Annotated in this window: 22 protein-coding genes (1 of these 22 running past the window's edge); 9 read left to right on the forward strand and 13 right to left on the reverse strand. The window is 69.9% G+C overall.

The annotated features are described in order from the left end of the window. Positions 1–51: 51 nt before the first annotated feature. From DFI_RS00790 to DFI_RS00800, 3 genes are read right to left on the reverse strand one after another with little or no spacing between them, the layout of a single operon-like run. Positions 52–630 (reverse strand): HD domain-containing protein, encoded by a 579-nt coding sequence (locus DFI_RS00790; RefSeq protein ID WP_043778391.1) that lies wholly within the window; start codon positions 628–630, stop codon positions 52–54. Next, on the reverse strand, positions 627–830 hold the full coding sequence (locus tag DFI_RS00795) for a YwbE family protein (protein WP_022800598.1): 204 nt from the start codon (positions 828–830) through the stop codon (positions 627–629). The genes DFI_RS00790 and DFI_RS00795 overlap by 4 nt, the downstream gene beginning before the upstream one ends. A 9-nt stretch (positions 831–839) precedes the next feature. Then, positions 840–1,505: a class I SAM-dependent methyltransferase gene (locus tag DFI_RS00800; protein WP_043778393.1), complete on the reverse strand. Its 666-nt coding sequence runs from the start codon at positions 1,503–1,505 to the stop codon at positions 840–842. 104 nt (positions 1,506–1,609) lie between these two features. Here DFI_RS00800 and DFI_RS00805 point away from each other — a divergent pair, with 104 nt between their 5' ends. From DFI_RS00805 to DFI_RS00815, 3 genes are all read left to right on the forward strand, one after another. After that, positions 1,610–3,088: a hypothetical protein gene (locus tag DFI_RS00805; protein ID WP_027463284.1), complete on the forward strand. Its 1,479-nt coding sequence runs from the start codon at positions 1,610–1,612 to the stop codon at positions 3,086–3,088. A 451-nt stretch (positions 3,089–3,539) separates the two neighbouring features. After that, positions 3,540–4,574, forward strand: a complete 1,035-nt coding sequence (locus tag DFI_RS20020; protein ID WP_155864563.1) for a hypothetical protein — start codon at positions 3,540–3,542, stop codon at positions 4,572–4,574. 83 nt (positions 4,575–4,657) lie between these two features. Next, positions 4,658–5,110 carry a hypothetical protein gene (locus tag DFI_RS00815; RefSeq protein ID WP_027463286.1) on the forward strand — a complete coding sequence of 151 codons (453 nt, stop codon included), beginning with the start codon at positions 4,658–4,660 and terminating at the stop codon, positions 5,108–5,110. A gap of 95 nt (positions 5,111–5,205) precedes the next feature. Here the strand turns inward: DFI_RS00815 and purF are convergent, their stop codons facing one another. From purF to DFI_RS00850, 7 genes are all read right to left on the reverse strand, one after another. After that, a complete protein-coding gene (gene purF / locus DFI_RS00820) occupies positions 5,206–6,624 on the reverse strand; it encodes an amidophosphoribosyltransferase (RefSeq protein ID WP_022800592.1) in 1,419 nt (472 codons plus the stop codon). Beyond that, a complete protein-coding gene (gene purL, locus DFI_RS00825; protein WP_027463287.1) occupies positions 6,621–8,858 on the reverse strand; it encodes a phosphoribosylformylglycinamidine synthase subunit PurL in 2,238 nt (745 codons plus the stop codon). The genes purF and purL overlap by 4 nt, the downstream gene beginning before the upstream one ends. Continuing rightward, positions 8,855–9,520 (reverse strand): phosphoribosylformylglycinamidine synthase subunit PurQ, encoded by a 666-nt coding sequence (purQ, locus tag DFI_RS00830; protein ID WP_027463288.1) that lies wholly within the window; start codon positions 9,518–9,520, stop codon positions 8,855–8,857. The genes purL and purQ overlap by 4 nt, the downstream gene beginning before the upstream one ends. Before the next feature lie 2 nt (positions 9,521–9,522). Continuing rightward, positions 9,523–9,894 (reverse strand): cupin domain-containing protein, encoded by a 372-nt coding sequence (locus DFI_RS00835; protein ID WP_027463289.1) that lies wholly within the window; start codon positions 9,892–9,894, stop codon positions 9,523–9,525. Beyond that, positions 9,891–10,145, reverse strand: coding sequence for a phosphoribosylformylglycinamidine synthase subunit PurS (gene purS / locus DFI_RS00840; protein WP_022800588.1), 255 nt, complete (start codon positions 10,143–10,145; stop codon positions 9,891–9,893). Before purS ends, DFI_RS00835 begins: the two co-directional genes overlap by 4 nt. Before the next feature lie 41 nt (positions 10,146–10,186). Further along, positions 10,187–10,900, reverse strand: a complete 714-nt coding sequence (gene purC, locus DFI_RS00845) for a phosphoribosylaminoimidazolesuccinocarboxamide synthase (RefSeq protein ID WP_027463290.1) — start codon at positions 10,898–10,900, stop codon at positions 10,187–10,189. Between the two features lie 321 nt (positions 10,901–11,221). Further along, a complete protein-coding gene (locus tag DFI_RS00850) occupies positions 11,222–12,634 on the reverse strand; it encodes a DR2241 family protein (RefSeq protein ID WP_043778395.1) in 1,413 nt (470 codons plus the stop codon). A gap of 165 nt (positions 12,635–12,799) precedes the next feature. Here DFI_RS00850 and DFI_RS00855 point away from each other — a divergent pair, with 165 nt between their 5' ends. The 3 genes from DFI_RS00855 (at position 12,800) to DFI_RS00865 (ending at position 15,829) form a co-directional block, all read left to right on the forward strand. Then, a complete protein-coding gene (locus tag DFI_RS00855) occupies positions 12,800–13,225 on the forward strand; it encodes a hypothetical protein (RefSeq protein ID WP_022800585.1) in 426 nt (141 codons plus the stop codon). A gap of 109 nt (positions 13,226–13,334) precedes the next feature. After that, entirely contained in the window at positions 13,335–14,420 is a 1,086-nt protein-coding gene (locus DFI_RS00860) for a M20/M25/M40 family metallo-hydrolase (RefSeq protein WP_027463292.1), read from the forward strand. An 80-nt stretch (positions 14,421–14,500) separates the two neighbouring features. After that, a complete protein-coding gene (locus DFI_RS00865) occupies positions 14,501–15,829 on the forward strand; it encodes a S41 family peptidase (protein ID WP_027463293.1) in 1,329 nt (442 codons plus the stop codon). 36 nt (positions 15,830–15,865) lie between these two features. Here DFI_RS00865 and DFI_RS00870 read toward each other — a convergent pair whose 3' ends face one another. Continuing rightward, positions 15,866–17,116 (reverse strand): MFS transporter, encoded by a 1,251-nt coding sequence (locus DFI_RS00870; protein WP_051307900.1) that lies wholly within the window; start codon positions 17,114–17,116, stop codon positions 15,866–15,868. A 36-nt stretch (positions 17,117–17,152) separates the two neighbouring features. Between DFI_RS00870 and DFI_RS00875 the strand changes: the two genes are divergently transcribed. From DFI_RS00875 to DFI_RS00885, 3 genes are all read left to right on the forward strand, one after another. Then, a complete protein-coding gene (locus DFI_RS00875; RefSeq protein WP_027463295.1) occupies positions 17,153–18,061 on the forward strand; it encodes an MBL fold metallo-hydrolase in 909 nt (302 codons plus the stop codon). A 67-nt stretch (positions 18,062–18,128) separates the two neighbouring features. Then, entirely contained in the window at positions 18,129–18,764 is a 636-nt protein-coding gene (locus DFI_RS00880) for a Dps family protein (RefSeq protein WP_022800580.1), read from the forward strand. 78 nt (positions 18,765–18,842) lie between these two features. Further along, positions 18,843–19,304, forward strand: coding sequence for a dUTP diphosphatase (locus DFI_RS00885; RefSeq protein ID WP_051307901.1), 462 nt, complete (start codon positions 18,843–18,845; stop codon positions 19,302–19,304). A 56-nt stretch (positions 19,305–19,360) separates the two neighbouring features. Here DFI_RS00885 and DFI_RS00890 read toward each other — a convergent pair whose 3' ends face one another. Together DFI_RS00890 and DFI_RS00895 are read right to left on the reverse strand one after the other, a co-directional pair. Beyond that, complete coding sequence (locus tag DFI_RS00890) at positions 19,361–19,909, reverse strand: single-stranded DNA-binding protein (protein WP_027463297.1); 549 nt, start codon at positions 19,907–19,909, stop codon at positions 19,361–19,363. A gap of 61 nt (positions 19,910–19,970) precedes the next feature. Then, on the reverse strand, positions 19,971–20,092 hold the 3' end of the coding sequence (locus tag DFI_RS00895; protein ID WP_043778399.1) for a GNAT family N-acetyltransferase. 679 nt of this gene lie beyond the right edge of the window; only the last 122 of its 801 coding nucleotides appear in the window; the start codon falls outside the window, past its right edge — the gene reads right to left on this strand; the stop codon is at positions 19,971–19,973.

Consider the following 20,092-nt stretch of genomic DNA (forward strand, 5'->3'; position numbering starts at 1 on the left):
TCACCTGAGTGCACCGCCCCCGCAAAGAGGGCGGTGCTTCTGTTTGTGGCTTCAGTCCGCCAGGGCCGCCACCGCGCCCTGCAGATTCATGCGCGCCTGGGCCTCCAGGTCAGCAAATTCCGGAGTGACGTAGAGCCGCGGCCGGTCCAGAAACCCCTGCAGCACCGCCCGCCGGGCCGGCCGGTACGCCGCGTCCGGGACGTGCGCGTACTCCCGGCGGATGGCCGCGTCGTACGCCGCGAACAGCCCCGGCGATGCGCCCAGGATGCCCAGGTCGGCGTCCACCAGCAGGGCCTCCTCCTGCGTGGCCGGTGCTTCCGCGTGCCGAGTGGCGAGAATCATGGAGCTCACCCGCGCCCGAACGCTCGCCGGTGCCTGTTTCGCGGCCAGCCAGTCGTCCATCAGATCGGCGCTGCGGGCCTCGTTGTCGTGGCGCCGGGCGTCATAAACCACATCATGGCCCCACACGGCCAGCGCCAGCGCCGGCGTGAGCACCCCCCGCACGCCCAGCGCCGTGAGCATGACGCGGACATGCCCGTCATCGTGGTACGCCCGGTCCGGCGCGCGGTAATGCGGCAGCGCGAACGCCCGGACGCCCTCCAGCAGCGCCCAGCCTTCCGGCACGGTCACGCGCCGTCCCCGGTGATTACCGCCTGCACGCGCCCCACCTGCCCGGACGTGAGCCGCACCTTGATGCCGTGCGGGTGCGAGGGTGAACGGGTGAGCAGCTGCGCGACCACCCCGCGCGTCAGCTTCCCGGTGGGCTGGTCCTGCTTCTGCACGATGTCCACCGTGAATCCCGGCTGGACCTGTGAACGGAGAGGCGGCATGCCCCGAGCCTACCCGACCTCCGCCCCCTCCTCCCGCCGCAGCAGCATGACCTGCACCGCCCCGAACCGCGCCGCATGCACCAGCGTGCACCCGGGCAGCTGCCCCTGCACCCACGCGGCGTCCGGGAAGCTCAGGCCGCCCAGCCGCCCCAGCAGCCGCGACACCGGCCCACCCGCCGGGGCCGCGTACATCAGCCACAGGCGCCCCCCCGGGCGCAACTGCGCCTCCAGTGCCCGCAGAAAGACGGCCGGCCGGGCCGTCTCGTTCAGTGTGGCGCCCACCGCCACACCGTCAAAGCGCTCCTCCGGGACCCCCAGCGTCTCCACGTTCCCCACCTGCCACGTGATCCGTTCGGAGGGTTCCCGCTCCCGGGCGACCCGCAGCATCGCGGGACTCAGGTCCAGGGCCACCACCCGGCAGCCCGCGCCCGCCAGCACCCCCGCGTAGAAACCCGCGCTGGTGCCCGCGTCCAGCCACCGCTCCCCGGGCTGCGGCGCCGCGAGGACCCGGAACAGCCGCGCCTCCCGCTCCAGCGAGAACGGCGCCCCGGACAGCAACGACAGCGACCGCGCCCGCCACCACGCATACCCCCAGGCCGTCAGCGGGAAGAAGTTGCTGCGCTGCGCCAGCGTGAGCGGCGCACGCGCAGAAGCCGGCCGGGACGGGAGAGCCATGGTCAGGGCAGCTTACGCCCCCGCGGCCCGGATCTTCACCCGCCCGCCGCCCCGCGGGATTACCATGCGGGCCAGCCCCACAATCCAGCCCCGGAGGTTCCCGCATGCCCCAGCGTCTTCCCGCCGTTCCGCTTCTGACCGCCCTGACCGTGCTGCTCGCCGCCTGCACGCCCCCGGCCGCCACCCCCCCACCCGCCGGCACCCTGAGCCCGCAGGCCGTGGAAGCGGACGTCCTGAACCCCGCCACGTGGCCCAGCCTGGAGGAAGGCGAGGCCCCCGCCCCGGACATCGGCATCGACCCCGGCGTGTTCCAGGGCCGCCCCGGCACCGACACCACCGAAAGCGCCGCCCTGACCGCCCAGGCCAGCGCCACAGAAGGCGACGATCCCTTCCTGACGTACCTCACCTGCCGCAACGAACCCAGCGGCCCCTACCTGCGGCTCCAGACCGACCCCGGCCGCACCGGCCCCGTGAACTTCGTGCAGGGCACCGCCACCCTCCCTGCCGTGCAGGCCACACCCACCGCCTTCCCCTACGTGTACCTGGGCGGGCAACCCCAGGCCGGCGTGGCTGCTGACGCCGGCGTGTACGTGAACTACGACGGCAGCTGGATTCCCTTCATCGCGGTCGCCGGCCCGGGCGGCACCCGCAACCTGCCCCGCGACACCACCAGCGTCCCCGGCAAGACCTTCGTGTACCGCCTGGACGGCGCCCAGGACGTGCAACTGCGCCTCTCCATCCGGAACGACCACGAACTCCGCCTGGACATCACCGCCGGGAACTGGGTGCAGTACGAACTGAAAGGCACCGCCCTCACCCGCGTCGGCAGCGTCGGCCCCGGCACCCGCACCGTCGTGCACCCCCTGGCGACCGGGTGGAAGGCCAGCGGCGAGCACCAGGTGTACAAGGTCATGACCACCATCGCCTTCCCCGGCAAGGGCAACTTCCGGTACCTCACGCAGAACTACGACTTCCTGGGTGCCGCCTGGCAGGACCTCACCACCGGCCGCCTCGCCCCCCTGGACGCGGCCGGGCAGCCCACCGGCGAGGACTGGCAGATTCCCTTCACGAAAGCCCGCCTGTACAGCGCCTGCGCCGCCCCCCACGACGTCGTCACCCCCACGAAAACCGCGCTCCTGCCCCGCGCCAGCGCCCAGATCCACCTGCGCCGCCCGGCCAGCACCCACTTCCCCGGCGGCACCACCTTCCAGCTCACCACCCGCCCCCACCAGACCGAACGCGCCGAGGTCAGCCTCCAGAACACCGGGCCCGCTCCCGCCCTCGTCCACTACCAGGTCACCCCCCTCGGCCGCGACCAAACCATCAAAACCCTCACCGGCACCCTGGAGAGCGCCGAGCAGACCAGCGTGCCCTTCCACGCCATCTGCCCCGCCACGCCCGGCACCACCCCCCACACCTTCGACGTCCTGTACGCCCAGGGTGAGACCGTCCAGGGCAGCAATGCCACCAGCACCACCCCTGAAACCATCACCACGCCCAGCGCCCTGCCCGGCGCGCACCCCGGCGATCTCCTCTACCACGCCCAGCCCGTCACCGTGACCCTGACCTGCACCGAAAAGTAGACGTTTACTCCGTGCCCCCGGACGTACATGTCCGGGGACTGAAACGTGCCTGAATATGCATGGAAACAATTACGGGCACGCACATTTCTTCCCGCAGAGTCCATGGCGTGGAAGTACACTTCCGGAGACGGTCCCCATTTTCTCTCCTTCTCTTCTCGGGAGCTGTATGAGCTTTGAACCTTCCAAATCACGTCCGCCAGCCCCAAAGGCAAGCTCTATGGGGAGTGCGGGGCCCACTGGTGCGCAGCTGAAGCCCACGGCACTGACCAATGGAATGTCTCTTCGGTTGGCCCAGGCCACTGCGAGTCAGGCGGAGGCAGATCCTTGGTTGACCCCTGCTCCTGGCTACGTGGCTGATAGGAGTGGAAAGCCACGCCCGGCACTGGACCCTGTACAGATTCAGAAGGCGCAGGCCTGGTACCGCGCAAATTCGAGCATCTTCACGCCTGCTGTGATCAAGGAAGTCCAGCAGAAACTGAATACGCCAGCCACCGGCAAACCGGACATCGCGTTTGTCAAGGCAGTCGCCAGATGGCAGGCCAGTTATAACCTCTTCATCTCGAGCGACCGGGAGGTATCCCTGAAGAACGGGAAGACCAGCATGGTGTACCCCAGCACAGGCGTACTCAATCCCGAACAGCTTTCCAAAATGTTCCCAACAGGACTCGCTCGCCCTGAAACAGCGGCGGCATATGCGAAGAATGCCCAGGCGCTCAGCGACCAATGGGCCTCGCTGGCGACGAAGGACAAGCGCCTGAAAGCGGTGTACTCACTGCTGAATAGACTGCTCGCTGCTGCCGGCGTCTATGAGCCCGAATTTCTGCTGGTCAATATGCCCACGGAAGAGCGGGGGGCATTCTCCCCGCAGAAATGGGAACTGGCTCTGAACTCATCATTGTTCAGCCGGAGGCAGGTTTCACCGGAAGAGGTGGACGAGATGCTCACCACCCTGTATCACGAGGTCCGCCACGCCGATCAGCTTATGCAGGTCCTCCGTTATCTGGCTGGGCGGGGCATGACTGTCACGCAGATCAAACAGATCACCTCGATGAGGGGGAAGCAGGTACAGGCGGCCATGAAAAAGCCGATTCCACCGGGCAGTGCTCAGGGCATCGTGGCACGCGAATGGTTTGAGTCCTACTTCGGCAGCCAGCGGACATACAGAGCTATGGTCCTTCGAGATTTGAATATGAATTTTGATGCCGCCATCGCTGCCAATACAGCAGAACTGAATCGTCTCCAGGCGCAGCTTCATCTAATCAATGGACAGCTGAAAACAGCCACCGGCCAGAAGCAAAGTGACCTCAACAGAGAAAAAATCATGGTTCAGGCGGGGATTAATCGGTTTTCCCGCCTTCTAGCGGAACAGCGCGCCAAACGTGATGGGGCTTACCCTGCCTACCTTGCGCTTCCCGAGGAACGTGACGCTTGGGATGTTCAGAAACAGGTTGCCCGTAACTTCAACTTCAGGCCGGAGACGCCATGAAATCTGTAGTTGAAGTCAGAAGAGTCCTGCGAATGCTCATGCTCTCTATGTTCCTTAGCGCTTGTCGCGGAGATCCTACGACCATGACCCAGCTTCCCCTAAATTCGTCAGACCTACCCTCCACGCTCGTCCGCATCTGTCAGGTTCTCATCGAGAACCCCTCCGTGGACACTCTTGCCAGCCGACTGGGCAAGCATCAGCAAGATGAACTGAATGGCCCAGGTTTTCGGACCGTCACGTCGGCTCCACCGGAGTTCGAGAAGCTCCTGGTTTATTTCCTGTCCTCACAGGATCAGGTGACCCTGAAAGCGCAATTCAAGCCAGGCCAGGGCATCACCGTGGGAGCGTTGAAGGACAAGTTCGGTCCATTTCGCATCCTGCCGCAGGACCCTGGCAACTTCAGGCGTGGGCAGATTGCTTTCGAGAAGGTCATCGGTTCTCATACCTGTGAGCTCAATCTGTATCTGGAGCAGCTCAAAGAGAAGGTGGAGGACACGGACCGCGTTTCGGAGCTGAGCATCCTGGTCTGGGAGTAGCGCGACCAGCACAACCTGTGGATTGTTGACTGGGCAAAAAGACAGAAGGGAAGCTTGGGCGAGCTTCCCTTTTCTGGTTTCCCGGTGGCTGCTCTTTACACTTCCAGGGCGAGTTTGTCCACGTCGTTCAGGAGGGGTGTGCCGGCGGGGTAGTTGCCGGTGAAGCAGGCGGAGCACAGGCCGGGGCCGCCGATGGCGTCGCGCAGGCCCTGTTCGCTGATGAAAGTGAGGGTGTCCGCGCCGATCAGTTGCCGGATCTCGTCGATGCTGTGGGTGCTGGCGACGAGTTCCTTGCGGGCGGCGGTGTCGATGCCGTAGAAGCACGGGTGGGTGATGGGGGGGCTGGACACGCGGAAGTGCACTTCGGTGGCGCCGGCTTCGCGCAGGAGGTTCACGATCTGGCGGCTGGTGGTGCCGCGCACGATGCTGTCGTCCACCAGGATGACGCGTTTGCCTTTCACGGCGCTGGTGGGGGAGAGTTTCATCTTGACCTTCAGCTCGCGGGCTTCCTGGGTGGGGGCGATGAAGGTCCGGCCGGCGTAGGGGTTCTTGTACAGGCCGTAGTCGAAGGGAATGCCGCTCTCGCGGGCGTAGCCGATGGCGGCGCCGATGCCGCTGTCGGGCACGGGGACGACCACGTCGGCGTGGACGGGGTTTTCCTTGGCGAGCTGGACGCCCATGCGGATGCGGCTTTCGTGGGTGTCCACGTCGTCCAGGCGGCTGTCAGACCGGGCGAAGTAGATCCATTCGAAGGAGCAGGGCGTGGGGGCCTTGGCGTCCACGGTGAGGCTGTGCAGGCCGGTGCGGTCGAACCAGACGAGTTCGCCGGGTTGCACGTCGCGGATAAGTTTCGCGCCGACGGCGTACAGGGCGCAGGGTTCGCTGGCGAGCACCCAGGCGCCGTCCTCGCGCTGGCCGATGACGAGGGGGCGCACGCCGTGGGGGTCGCGGAAGCCGATGAGCTGGGTGCGGCTCATCAGGACGCAGGCGTACCCGCCCTTGAGGCGTTTCATGGCGGCGGCGGTGGCCTCGATGAGGTCGAGGTCACTCTCGCGGGCGATGAGGTTGAGCATGACTTCGCTGTCGTTGGTGGTCTGGAACAGCGCGCCCTGGGAGAGCATCTCGCTGCGGACTTCCAGGGCGTTGACGAAGTTGCCGTTGTGGGCCAGGCCGAGGATGCCCTTGTTGGTGCGGGTGGTCAGAGGTTGGGCGTTGAAGCGCAGGTTGCTGCCGGTGGTGCTGTAGCGCACGTGGCCGATGCTGACCTTGGCGTTGGGGAGGCGCACGCTGTCCAGGCGGCGCTCGTCGAACACCTGGGTGACCAGGCCCAGGTCTTTTTCCACGTGGAACCGTTCCCCGTCGCTGACGCACATGCCGGCTGCTTCCTGCCCGCGGTGCTGCAGGGCGAACAGGCCCAGGTACGTGAACCATGCCAGGTCCAGGGGCGGCGCGGAGTACATGCCGAACACGCCGCACTCGTCCTGGGGTTTGTCGGTGGCGGGGTCGAAGATCACGCGAGGATGTCCTTGAGGGGGCGCTCCCAGGCGTGGCGCAGGGTGTCGAGGTTCACGCTCAAGTGTACGTGCTGGTTCGGGAGGGCAATGGTGACGCTGTGCGCGTCCACCGTCTCGCCCAGTCGGCTGAACGGGACGCCCAGGTCCCGCAGGGTGGCCTCGGCGGCCCCGGCGTCCGGAACCGCGACGATCACGCGGCCGTGCGCCTCGCCGTACAGCAGGGCGTCGGCGCGGGTGCCTTCGGACGCCTCAAGCTGAACGCGCACGCCCAGGTTCCCGGCGATGGCCATCTCGGCCAGGGCCACGGCGAGGCCGCCCTCGGCGCAGTCGTGCGCGGTGTCGGTCAGGCCGGCGCGGATCAGGGACAGGGTGCCCTCGATGACCTTCGCCTCGCGGGTCAGGTCCAGGGTCGGCACGCGTCCGGCTTCCTGGCCGTGCACGGTTTCCAGGTAGTGGCTGGCGCCGATGTCGCTGGCGTGTTCGCCCAGCAGGATCAGGGTCTGCCCGGCGGCCTTGAGGTTCAGGGTGGCGCGCCGCGTCACGTCCGGCAGCACGCCCACCATGCCGATCGTGGGGGTGGGATGGATGGCGACGGTGCGGCCTTCCTCGACGTACTGGTTGTACAGGCTGACGTTCCCGCCGGTGACGGGTGTGTTCAGGGCGCGGCAGGCGTCCGCGATGCCCTGCACGGCCTGCTGCAGCTGGTAGTACACGTCCAGGCGGTGCGGGTTGCCGAAGTTCAGGTTGTCGGTGATCGCCAGGGGCGTGGCGCCCACGCACGCGAGGTTGCGGGCGGCTTCGGCCACGGCGGCGGCGGCGCCGGTGTAGGGGTCGAGGTACACGAAGCGGGGGTTGCAGTCGCTGGTGGCGGCCACGCCCATGCCGCTGCCCTTGACGCGCATCACGGCGGCGTCGGCGGCGCCGGGCACCACGACGGTGTTCGTCATGACCTGGTGGTCGTACCGCTCGAAGATGGGGCGTTTGCTGGCGATGGTGGGGTGGGCGAGCAGGTCCACCAGCACCGCGCCCAGGTCGGCGGGCACCGGCACGCCGCTGAGGTCCGCCTCGCGCTTGGCCTTGATCTCGTCGGATTCCACGCCTTCCCGGGTGTACTTGGGCGCCTCGTTCAGCAGCGCCACCGGCAGGTCGCACACGACCTCGCCCTTCCAGGTCAGGCGGTAGTTGTTGTGCGACTCCACCTGCCCGATGGTCACGACGTCCAGTTCCCATTTCGCCAGCAGGTCGTGCAGTTCCTGTTCACGGCCGGGCACGGGCACCAGGATCATGCGTTCCTGCGATTCCGAGAGGCACAGTTCCATGGGGACCATGCCTTCCTCGCGGGTGGGAACCTTGTCCAGGTCCATGGTGATGCCCAGCTCGGCGCGGTACGCCATCTCGCAGGTGCTGCTGACCAGCCCGGCGGCGCCCATGTCCTGCACGCCCGCCACCACGCCCGCCTGGATGGCCTCCAGGGTGGCTTCCAGCAGCAGTTTTTCCATGAAGGGGTCGCCCACCTGCACGGCCGGGCGGTCCGCCTGCGAGGCGTCGCTCAGGTCGGCGGAGGCGAACACCGCGCCGCCCAGGCCGTCCCGGCCGGTCTTGGAACCCACGTACACGATCTGGTTCCCGACCGCGCCCATGGTGCCCTTCGCGAGGTCCTCGTGGCGCATGATGCCCAGCGCCATCACGTTCACCAGGGGGTTTTCCTGGTAGCTGGGGTGGAAGGTGACCTCGCCGCCCACGGTGGGCACGCCGATGGCGTTGCCGTAGTGCGCGATGCCGTCCACCACGCCATTCACCAGGAAGCGGGTGCGGGGGCTGTCGGGGTTCCCGAAGCGCAGGCTGTCCAGCACCGCGAAGGGCCGCGCGCCCATCGCGAAGATGTCGCGCAGGATGCCGCCCACGCCGGTCGCGGCGCCCTGCACGGGCTCCACGGCCGAGGGGTGGTTGTGGCTTTCCATCTTGAACGCCACGCCCCACCCGTCCCCGATGTCCACCACGCCGGCGTTCTCGCCGGGGCCCTGCAGGACCTGCGGGCCGGTGGTGGGGAAGTGCCGGAACAGCGGGCGGCTGTTCTTGTACCCGCAGTGCTCGGACCACATCGCGCCGATGATCGCGGCTTCCAGGGCGTTGGGCTCGCGGCCCATCTGGGAGGTCGCGAGATCGAATTCTTCGGCGGTCAGGCCGAACGTGCCGGCCCGGTCACGCAGGCTGGGGGTGCTGGGGGTGGTCATTTCTTCACCGTCTTGAGGCTCTGGAACACACCCCGGCCGTCCTCGCTGCCCAGCAGGAGTTCCACGGCACGTTCGGGGTGGGGCATCATGCCGAGCACGTTGCCGCGCTCGTTGATGATGCCGGCGATGTCGTTGAGGCTGCCGTTGGGGTTGTCGGTGTAGCGGAACACCACGCGGCCCTGCGCTTCCAGGTCGGCGATGGTGGCGGCGTCGGCGTAGTAGTTGCCCTCGCCGTGCGCGATGGGCACCTCGATGGTCTGGCCCTGGGCGTACGCGCTGGTGAAGTGGGTGGCGTTGTTCTCCACGCGCAGGTGCACGGGCCGGCACATGAAGTGCAGGTCCTTGTTGCGCGAGAGCGCCCCGGGCAGCAGCCCCGCCTCGGTGAGCACCTGGAAGCCGTTGCATACGCCCAGCACGTACCCGCCGGCCTCGGCGTGGGCCTTCACGGCCTGCATGATGGGGCTGCGGGCGGCGATGGCGCCGCTGCGCAGGTGGTCGCCGTAACTGAAGCCGCCGGGCAGGAACACCAGTTCGGTGCCCTCGGGCAGGGCGGGTTCGGTGTGCCACACGAACGTGGCCTCGGCGTCCAGCAGCAGTTGCGCGGCGTGCAGGGCGTCGGCGTCGCAGTTGCTTCCGGGGAACTGAATCACAGCAGTCTTCATGCTTACAACCTCTCCAGGTCGGTGACGGTGCGTTCGCCGCCCGCCGTTCCGGTGTTGACGGTGGTGGCGGGCTCGAACAGCAGGACCCATACCTCGTCGTCCAGCGCGACCGGCAGGTGTTCCACGCCGCGGGGCACGATGATGAATTCCCCCACGCCCACCCGCTGCTCGCCGTCCCGGAAGCGCATCAGCAGCGTGCCGCGCGTGACCAGGAACAGTTCGTCCTCGTGTTCGTGGCTGTGCCAGATGAACTCGCCCGAGAACTTGACGGCCTTGACGTGCTGGCCGTTGAGTTCCCCGATGACTTTCGGGGAGAAGTGGTCGCTGAACGCGTCAAACTTGTCCTGCAGCCTGACGGTCCGGGGCAGGGTCACTGAAGCTCCTCAAGCTCCCAGCGGGCGTCTTCCATGATCGGGTTGCTCAGGACGTTCTCGGTGATGTCCCGCAACTGCCCTTCCACGTCGGCGCGCTCGCCGCTCAGGGTGAGCTCGATGTACTTGCCGATGCGCACGGTCCCCACGTTGGTGTGGTTCAGGTGCGACAGGGCGCGTTCCACGGTGCGGCCCTGCGGGTCGAGGATGCTGGGTTTCAGGGTCACGAACACTTTGGCGTGGTACTTGGGCATGGGATCACTCCGGGGCAGGGTTGGGGGACGGGGGGGGCAGGTCAGGCGGGGCGGGTGACGCGCCGGAGCATCTCGGCGTACGCCTCGGCCTCGCCGCCCAGGTCGCGGCGGAAGCGGTCCTTGTCCAGCTTCTCGCCGGTCTCGGCGTCCCAGAAGCGGCAGGTGTCGGGGCTGATCTCGTCGGCCAGGACGATCTCGCCGCCGGGCAGCTTGCCGAACTCCAGCTTGAAGTCGATCAGGTTCACGCCGCGCGCCGCGAAGTACGGCACGAGGAAGTCCCGGACCTGCAGGGCCAGTTCGCGGATGCGGGTCAGGTCCTCGGCGGTGGCCCAGCCGAGGGCGACGGCGGTGTCGGTGTTGATCAGGGGGTCGCCCAGCGCGTCACTCTTGTAGCAGTACTCCACGACCGGCCGGGACAGCGGCGTGCCCTCCTCGATGCCCAGGCGCTTGCTGAAACTGCCGGCGGCGGTGTTGCGCACGATGACCTCCACCGGCACGATGGTCACGGCCTTCACGCGCTGCTCGCGCTCGGAGAGTTTCTCCAGGAAGTGTGTGGGAATCCCGGCCGCTTCCAGCTGCGGGTACAGGTGCGCGGTGATGGCGTTGTTCGTGGCGCCCTTCCCGGCCCACTCGCCGCGCTTCTGGGCGTTGAAGGCGGTTGCGTCGTCCTTGTACTCCACCACGTACTCGTGGGGGTGGGGGGTGGCGTACACGCGCTTGGCCTTGCCCTCGTACTTCAGTTCGCCTCTGGTCATGGTCTGGTCTCCCGGGAAAGTAGGAAAGGCGCCCCCCGGCCGGTGCGGGGTGGCGCCTGGAATGTCGCGGTGCTGGGCATGCGGTGACCTCCAATGCCGCCTCTCGGACGGACTTACCGCGGGGTGCAGGCGTGAACCTGGGCGCGGGGCATCTCGCGGGATGCAACTGGAAGGAAAAGGGGAGAGGGCTGGGGACAGGACGCCGGAACCTGCGGGAAACACGCACGGAAGGAGCAGGTGGGCGGCAAACCGAACACGCAGCCGTCGCAGGCTGCCTTGCTCAACCTTAACACCCGCTCAAGGCCGCCCGGGCCCTCCTGTTCAGTCGGGTTGGACGTGCCCGGCCGCGTCCGGCCGCAACTCCTCACGCACGTGCGCGATCAGGTACGTGCACGCCTCCGCGCACGGCATCGCCCCCGGCACGCCCTCCAGGAAGGTGCGCGGCAGCTTCTCCCCGGCCCACAGCGGCGTGCGCAGGCACTGGCCGCACACGTCTCTGGTAACCCGCGCCAGCACGTCCGGGCCGGCCTTCTGCACCCGCGCGTATGACCCCGTCTGGCGGCGGGCCGTGGTGGGCCAGGGCGTGGCCCGCAGGGTGTAGCACCCGTGCGCGTACGCCTCCTCGGTCACGGCCGGGTACACGTCGTGCAGGGCGCGGCGCAGCTCGGCCGGGTGAATCACGGCCCGCCAGCCGCGCGGCAGGGTCCGGAAGGTCCGCACCGGCCGGTGCCGGCCGCGGTCGTCGGTGCGGGCGTGGTCACGCAGGCCCTCAGTGGTCACGATGGTGGTGAGTTCGCTGCCGGGCGTGCCCTGGTCCAGCGCGTGCCGGAACTCGTATACGCCGTGCTGCGGGGTGATCAGCAGCTCCCCGATCCGCGCCTCCCCGCTGACCAGGGTGCGCAGGGCGTCCCAGGCGGCGTGATGGGCGCGTTCGGCGTCCCCCTCGCGGGCGCCGCTGTGCGCGTCGGCCGCCACCTGCAAGACCACCTGCGCCACGTCCGGGTGCGTCCCCGCCGCCGCCGTGAACTGCACCGTCGGCCCGCCGGGCAGGGCCGTGACCGGGCCCGGCAGGCCCAGCCGGGCGGGCAGCGCCGTGCGCGTGTGGGCCGCGTCCGACGCGCTGAACGGCACGACCACCACCTGCGCCGCCGTGAGGCCCTCCAGCCACGCGCCTCCGGGCGCCTCGCCTTCCGGCGCGGCCACGGTGCGCACCTCTCGGAACAGCCCCGTATCCCGCAACTGCCCGGCGTGCGCCTCCAGGCCGTGCGCGTGCGGGTCGCCGCCCGCCACGCTGACCAGCACCAGCGCCACGTCCGGCGCCGCCCCCACCTCCGGGACGGCCGGCAGGTCCGGCAGCACCTCGCGCACCCGGGCCAGGATCACGTCCCGCATGGCGGGGTGCGTGCCGAACGGCCGCGTGTAGCGCACGGTGCGGGCGCCCATCACCCGGGCGATGCCCTCGGGCGGCACGGGGCCCTGGTGGCCCAGGTTCAGCTCGCGCGGCAGGACCACGTCCGTGAAGTACCCCGGCGCGATGAACAGCGGCACCACCGTGACGTCCGTGCTGGCCGCGGTGCGCAGCACCTGCCGCAGCGACGGGTCGTCCTTCCAGAAGGCCTCCAGGACCTCGTCGAAGGCGTTCAGGGCGCGCAGCCGTTCGGCCAGGGCGTACACCGGGGCCGCCGCGTCCCCACTGCGGTGAGACCCGTGACCGACCAGCACCAGCGATCGCATACCCGCGCACTCTAGTGCAATTCCGCCCCCGGGCGGCGGCCCAGGCGGGAAAAACCGGGCCGCCGCCGCGTGGACACATGAATGCCCGTGAAGGGCCACCTCACCCCCCTATTGCCGGGCCTGCCTAACCTGACGGGGAAAACCGATTCCCCTGGAGGTCCCACCATGCAATTCGATCAGCAGATGCACGAGAAGATGGCCCGCCTCGACCCCCGCGACACCAACATGGACGGCGTCGTGAGCCCCCAGGAGGCCGCCGCGTACGTGCAGGAGTACATGCGCACGGCCAGCCCCGAGGAACGCAACCAGATCCTGCGCGACTACATCGGCGGCATGAGCCCCGACCAGCGCCAGGGCATGGGCGACGCGATCGTCCGCAGCCCCGCCAACCCCGTGCAGACCGTGGACCACACCGACGACAGCAGCCTGCTCGACGCCTTCAACCGCACCGCCCAGGCCCCTGCCCAGCCGCAGGGCCCCAGCCCGCTGGAAGCCGCGTTCGGGCAGGGCGGCGCGCTGAGCAACCCCATGGTGAAAGCCGGCCTGGTCGGCCTGGCCGCCGCGATCGGCAGCCGCATGCTGCGCCGCTGATCTTCACGCCCTCCGCGCCCCGCCCCGGATGAACCGGGGTGGGGCGCGCCGCTTTGGGCCCGGCGCGCCGAGCAGTCCGGACCGCACCGGAGGGTACAGTTGGAGCGTCATGCCGCTCTCCTACCTCACCCGGATCGCCCAGACGCCCGCCCCCACCTTCCAGGAGGGCGCCCGGGCCGAACTGATCACGGACCTGTGGCGGGACCTCGGCTACGACCCGCAGCGCGACGAGGTCGGCAACGTGCTCGTGCGCCTGAGCACCCCCGGCCTGGACGCCCTGCCGGCCCTGATGCTCGCCTCGCACCTGGACACCGTGTTCGACGCCGGCACGGACGTGCGCGTGCGCGAGGAAGCCGGCAAGCTCGTCGGGCCGGGCGTGGGCGACAACAGCGCCAGCCTCGCGGTGCTCACCGCCCTGTTGCGCGACCTGCGCGGACAGCTGCATACCCTGCGCCGGCCGCTGTGGGTCGTGGCGAACGTCGCCGAGGAGGGGCTGGGCGACCTGCGCGGCGCCAAGCACCTGCTCGCCCGGCACGCCCCGCACCTCGGCGCGTTCGTGGCCGTGGACGGCTACATGGGCGTCGCCGTGACCCGCGGCGTGGGCGTGCGCCGCTACCGGGCCACCTTCCACGGCCCCGGCGGGCACTCCTGGGGCGACACCGCCCCCAGCGCCTTGCACGCCGCCGGCCGCGCCATCCGCGACCTCTACGCCCTGCCGCTGCCGATCACGCCGCGCACCACCCTGAACGTCGGCGTGGCTGGCGGGGGCACCAGCGTGAACAGCATCGCCGCGACCGCCGACCTGCTGCTGGACCTGCGTTCCCTGGACGCCGGGCTCCTGGACGACCTGGACCGCCGGGCGGTGGCGACCCTGCACGCCGCTGCGCGCGAGGTGGGCGTCACCGTGCGCCTGGAACGCGTCGGGGACCGCCCCGGCGGGGACCTGCACTCGGACGCGCTGCTGCCCCTGGTGCGGGAGGCGGCGCAGGGCGTGCAGCTAGAGATCCGCACGGCGTCCTCCAGCACCGACGCGAACGCCGCAGCGCCCTACGACCTGCCGGCCGTGGCGATCGGCGTGTACCGCGGCGGGAACGCGCACCGCACCGACGAGTGGGTGCAGGGCGCCAGCCTCGCCCCGGGCCTGAAGTTCCTGCGGCGGTTCGTGGAGCTGTACCAGCGTCAGCCGGCCCGCTGAACGGCACCCGAAACTGTGACCCGCGTGGCCTTTAAACCCCACCAATTTCCCATGTAGGCCGGGCAAAATGGGGCGTACCCATGAACGCATTTCCCCTGGCCCGCACCCTGTCTGCGTTCCCCGTGCTCACCGGCCGGGGGACCCGTTCGCTTCTTCTCGGCGCCGCCCTGCTGCTGGGCGCGCCCGGCACGCACGCGCAGGCCGTCTCGCCGGCGCAGGCGGCCTTCAATCAGGTGAACGACCTGCTCGTGAACGAGTACGGCGGCCTGAGCGGCGTGGACCGCGCCGCCCTGCGCGCCGAGTACCAGTCGCGCCTGGACGCCGTGTGCGCCCCGCAGCCGCAGGACTGCCCCGCCGACAAGGCCTACCCGGTCCTGCAGGCCGAGGTCAGCGCCCTGGAGGACCAGCACAGCTTCTTCATGATGCCGCAGGAATTCCAGGACTTCATCGCCAGCGTCAGCGGCGGCAACCGCCGCCAGTTCGGCGTGAAGCTCGCCGCGCTGGACGGCCAGAACCGCGTGGTGCTGGAAGTCATCGCAGGCAGCACCGCCGCGCAGGCCGGGCTGCAACGCGGCGACGTGCTGCTCACCCTGGACGGCAAACCCTACACCTACACCGCGCTGCGTGACGCGCGCCTGAGCGGCCAGGGCATCCAGCTCGGCTTCAGCCGCGCCGGCCAGACCCTCACCACCAGCCTGGCGTCCAGCGAGAGCAGCACCGTGGACCTGCCGCGCCTGTCGTACGTCAGCCGGAACGGCAAGGACGTGGCCGTGCTGCGCATCCCCACCTTTATTTCCGGCGGCGGGGTCGCGCAGACCGTGCACGACCTCGTCGGGCAGGCCCAGGCGCGCGGCGTGCAGGGCCTGGTCGTGGACCTGCGCGGCAACCCGGGCGGCAGCCTGATCGAGTGCGACCAGAGCATCTCGGCGTTCGTGCCGACCCTGACCCGCCTGGCCCGCACCGCCGACGGCGCCGACGCGACCGTGGTGCGCGGCGGCGTGCGCCTGGAAAACGGCCGGGTGGTGGGCGCCCCCATCCGCAACCCGCAGCTGTGGACCGGGCCGCTGACCGTGCTGGTCGATGAGGGCAGCGGGTCGTGCAGCGAGTTCTTCGCGTACGAGACGCAGTTCGCCAGGCGGGGCCTGGTGGTCGGGGAGGTCACGGCCGGGGTGGGCAACACCTCCACCCGCGTGTTCCAGGTGGGCGCGGCGGCCGTGCAGCTCACGCTGCTGCACTACGTGAAGCCCGACGGCACCCCGTACCCGGAATCGGTCACGCCGGACGTCGTGAAGGAACAGGGCGAGGCCGAGATCCGCCTGCTGACGCAGGGTGTGGACAGCGCCCTGGAAGCCAGCGTGGACGCGCTGGCGGGCGCGCCGGCCCTGGCCGCCGACCTCAGCCGGCCCTGACCGGTTCCCACCCGGGGCCCGCTGACCAGGGTTCGGTTAGCGGGCCCCTTCCTGTGCCGGCGCCTCGTCCTCCTCGCCTTCCTCGTGCAGGCCGCGCAGCGCCCAGCGCAGGCCCTGGGCGGTGAGCAGGCCCACCACGAACAGCACCGCCCACGGCAGCGCCGGGAAGCCCAGGCGGGTGCCGGCGTCCAGCAGCGTGCCGCCGATGACGTTCCCGATCGCGCCGCCCAGCCCCAGGCTGATCGCGGAGAACCCGAAGTAGCTGCCGATCAGGGCGCGGGGCGCGAAGCGGGCCGTGAGGGTCTGCTGCGAGGGGTACACGATCATGCTGCCCAGCGAGTACAGCGCCACGCACGCCAGCAGCGCCGGGAAGCTGGACGCGAAGGCCATCAGGCCCAGCGCCGTGGCGACCAGCAGCACCGCCGTGACCAGCGCCGTGCGGGTGGGCAGGTGCCGGTCCACCACCCGCAGCAGCGGGTACTGCAGCAGCACCGCCATGCCGGCACTCAGGGCGTACAGCGGGCCGGTGGCGGCCTTGCCGGCCAGCGCCACGGCCTTCAGGGTCACGATCACGTTCAGCTGCGTGCTGAGCATGAAGTACCCGATGAGCACCAGCGTGAAGCGCCGGAAGCGGCGGTCCCGCGCGGCCGCCCACAGGCCCGACAGGCCCGGCGGGGTCTGCCCGGGGGCGGGCCGGGTGTGCGGCAGCGTGGCCGCCAGAACCGCGGCAGCCAGCACGTACACGCTGCCGGCGGCCACGGCGGCGGTGCGGAACCCCAGGCCGATCAGCAGCGCCCCGATCAGCGGACCCGTGACCATGCCGAGGTTCCCGGCGATGCTCATCACGCTGAACATCCGCGTGCGCTGCCGGTCGGGCGTGACGGCGGTCACGGCCGCGTTCTTCGGCGCGTCGAACAGGCCGCCGCCGATCCCGGCGAGCAGCGCGGCCGCCAGCAGCAGCGGCAGCGTGGTCGTGAAGCCCATCCACGCGAAACCGGCGGCGCGCAGCAGGCAGCCCAGCAGGATCAGCGGTTTCGGGCCGACGACGTCCGACCACGCCCCGCCGAACACCGTGAGGCCCTGCTGCGTGAGCTGCCGCAGGGCCAGCACCAGCCCCACGCTGGCGGCCGCCCAGCCCAGGTCGCTCACGAAATGCACGGTGATCAGCGGCACCACCGCGAAAAATCCGCCCCACATCAGGAAGTTCGAGAACAGCAGGCCCCACTGCGCGGCACCGGGACGGAACCGGTCGGGCGCGGGCGCGGCGGGCGGGGACGCGGCAGTCACGCGCTAGAGCCTACTCCCATGCTCTAGGGTGCGGTCATGACCGGCTTTCCTGCTCCGCTGGAGGCTCTGAGTGACCGCGTGGCGTACCTGCCGGGCGCGGTGAACAGCGTGGTGGTCACCGGCAGCGGCGACCGGGCCCTGGTCGTGGACACCGGCCTGGACGACACGCAGGCGCGCAAACTCCTGCGGGCCGTGCAGGCTGCCGGGCTCACGCCGGCCGCGATCCTGAACACGCACAGCCACGCCGACCACCACGGCGGGAACGCTTTCCTGCGCCGGCAGCTGCCGGACCTGCCGGTGTACGCCCCACCGGTCGAGGCGGCCGTGATCACCCACCCGCTGCTGGAACCCGTGACGCTGTACGGCGCCGCGCCCCCCACCGAACTGCGCGGCAAGTTCCTGCTCGCGCCCGCCAGCCCCGCGCAGCCTGTGGCCTCCGGCGAGCAGGTGCTGGGCGGCATACCTGTGACTCTGATTCCGGTCCCCGGGCACGCGCTGGACATGTACGCCGTGCAGGTGGGGGACGTGCTGTACGCCGCCGACGCGCTGTTCAGCCCGGACGCGCTGGATAAGCACCCCCTGACCTTCTGCGCCGACTCGGCCGCGCAGAAAGCCAGTGCCGCCGCGCTGGAGGGTCTGGCCGGCGTGCGCGTCACCCTGCCCGGCCATGGCGCTCCCACCGGGGACCTGCCCGCGCTGATCCGCGCGAACCTCGCCGCCTACGAGCGCACCACCCAGGCCGTGCTGGCCGCCGTGCAGGCCGGCCCGGCGGGCATGGACGCGCTGCTGGCCCGGGTGTGCGCGGCCCTGAACATCACCATGGTCAACCCGGCCGCGGTGCTGCTGAACCGGGCGGTGGTCAGCGCCCACGTCACGGAACTGCAGCAGCGGGGGCAGGTCCGGCTGGCGGTGCAGGACCTGCACCTGACCGTGCACCCGGCCTGAGCTTCATGCCAGTTGGGTAAAGGAACGCGGTATGGGCGCCTCCGGCCGCGGCGCGTACCTTGGGCCCATGACGAAAAAGAGCAGCAAGAACGGCGGCAAGGCGGCGGAAGCCAAGGCGCCCGCCCGCGGCGGCGCGGCGCAGGGCGGCGCGAAGGGCGTGCGCGGGACCGGAGCCGACCATGCCGACGCCGCGCACCTGCGCACCGTGAACAATGCCCTGGTCGACCACAACTACCTGACCGAGGAGCAGTTCCAGATCGTCGCCGAGACGCTGCAGCGCAACCTCGCGACCACCGTCAGCCTGTACCTGAAATTCAAGAAGTACCACTGGGACATCCGGGGGCGCTTCTTCCGCGACCTGCACCTCGCGTACGACGAGTTCATCGAGATGATCTTCCCCGGCATCGACGAGCAGGCCGAGCGTCTCGTGGCGCTGGGCGGCAGCCCCGTCGCCGCGCCCAGCGACCTCGCGCGTTACAGCGTGGTGAAGGTCCCCACCGAAACCGTCCGGGACGCCCGCACGCAGGTGGCTGACCTGGTCGAGGACCTGACCCGCGTGAGCCGCGGTTACCGCGACGACAGCCAGGCCGTGGACGAGGCGGACGACCCCGCCACCGCCGACCTGTACAACGGGTACGCTGCCATCATCGACAAGATCCGCTGGATGCTCCAGGCGATCATGGACGACGACCGCATGGTCTGAGGCCGGCAGACCGGCAGGGGAGGGGCCCGCGCGGCCTCTCCCTTCTTTTCTGTGTGGGCGGCCGGGTACCATCCGGGGATGACCGAGCCGCGTTCCTCTGCTCCTCCGCTCTCCGGGGCCGCGCCCCTCACGAACGCGGGGCACCTGCGGGCCTTTCACCGCGCGATCGGCCTGACCCCGCCGGACCGCCCGACCGTGCCGGACGCCGCGCTGCTGGCCCTGCGCCGCACGCTGCTGAGCGAGGAGTGGGCGGAGGTGCAGGCCGAGTTCGATGCGCTGGCCCCGCGCCTGGACGGGGCGGTGCCGGCGGACCTGGCGCCGCTGGTGCATGAACTGGTGGACCTGCTGTACGTGACGTACGGCGCCCTGGACATGCTGGGCGTGGACGCGGACGCGGCCTTCGCGGAGGTGCAGCGCGCGAACCTGAGCAAGGCCAGCGGCCCGAAGCGCGCCGACGGCAAGCAGCTCAAGCCGGAGGGCTGGCAGCCAGCAGACCTGCGGGCGGTGCTGGACCGGCTGGCAAAGCAGGCGCTGGAGTAAACCGACAAGAACCGCTCCCAGGCATGCCCTGGGAGCGGTCCTATTCTGCTGTGTGGTTAGAAGGGGGCTTCCTCGTCCTGCGGGGCGGCGGCTGGGCGCGGGGCGGGGCGGGGTGCCGGGGCGGGCCGCTGGGCGGCGCTCGGTGCGGGGCGGCTGCCCTGGCCCTGGGCGCCGCCGGGGATGGCGTAGCGTTCCTGACGTTTGCCGCCGCGGAAGATTGCCAGGGTCACGTACTCGAATTCGCCGTCGGATTTCTCGCGCAGGTGGTCGGGGTCGGTGCTCTTGGCGCCGCGGGAGTACTTCACGGCGGCCGGGAGTTTCATCTTGCGGCTGTCCACGGCCTCCAGTTCGCGGCGGCGGTAGGCGTGGCCCTTGTGGATGACCATGTCTTCGCCTTCGGGGTTGGTCCATTTGCGGGCGCCGATCAGGGTCCAGTCGAAGTCGGGTTCGTTGTCGAGGGGGAACTGGTAGCCGCCGACGGGCACCTGTCCGCTGGTCCAGCCGAGGCGGCCGTACTGGCGCTGGACGTCGAGGAGTTTGTCGGCGCTGTCGACGTCCACGGTGACTTTGGCGCCCAGGTCGGTCAGGAATTCAATGTGCAGCATGCGGTCACGCTCCTTATGTAAATAACATAATGCAGTGGAGTGGATTTGTCCAGGGCTGGCTTCACGCCACCGGCGTCAGCACATAGAAGGCCCGTTCTCCTTCCCGAGCCAGGTCCGTCACCACGTACCCCCGGCCCAGCGCCCCCACCAGCGCCTCCCGCAGCGCCAGCCGCCACGCCAGCC

The sequence above is a fragment of the Deinococcus ficus genome, from assembly GCF_003444775.1.
Taxonomy (GTDB): Bacteria; Deinococcota; Deinococci; order Deinococcales; family Deinococcaceae; genus Deinococcus; species Deinococcus ficus.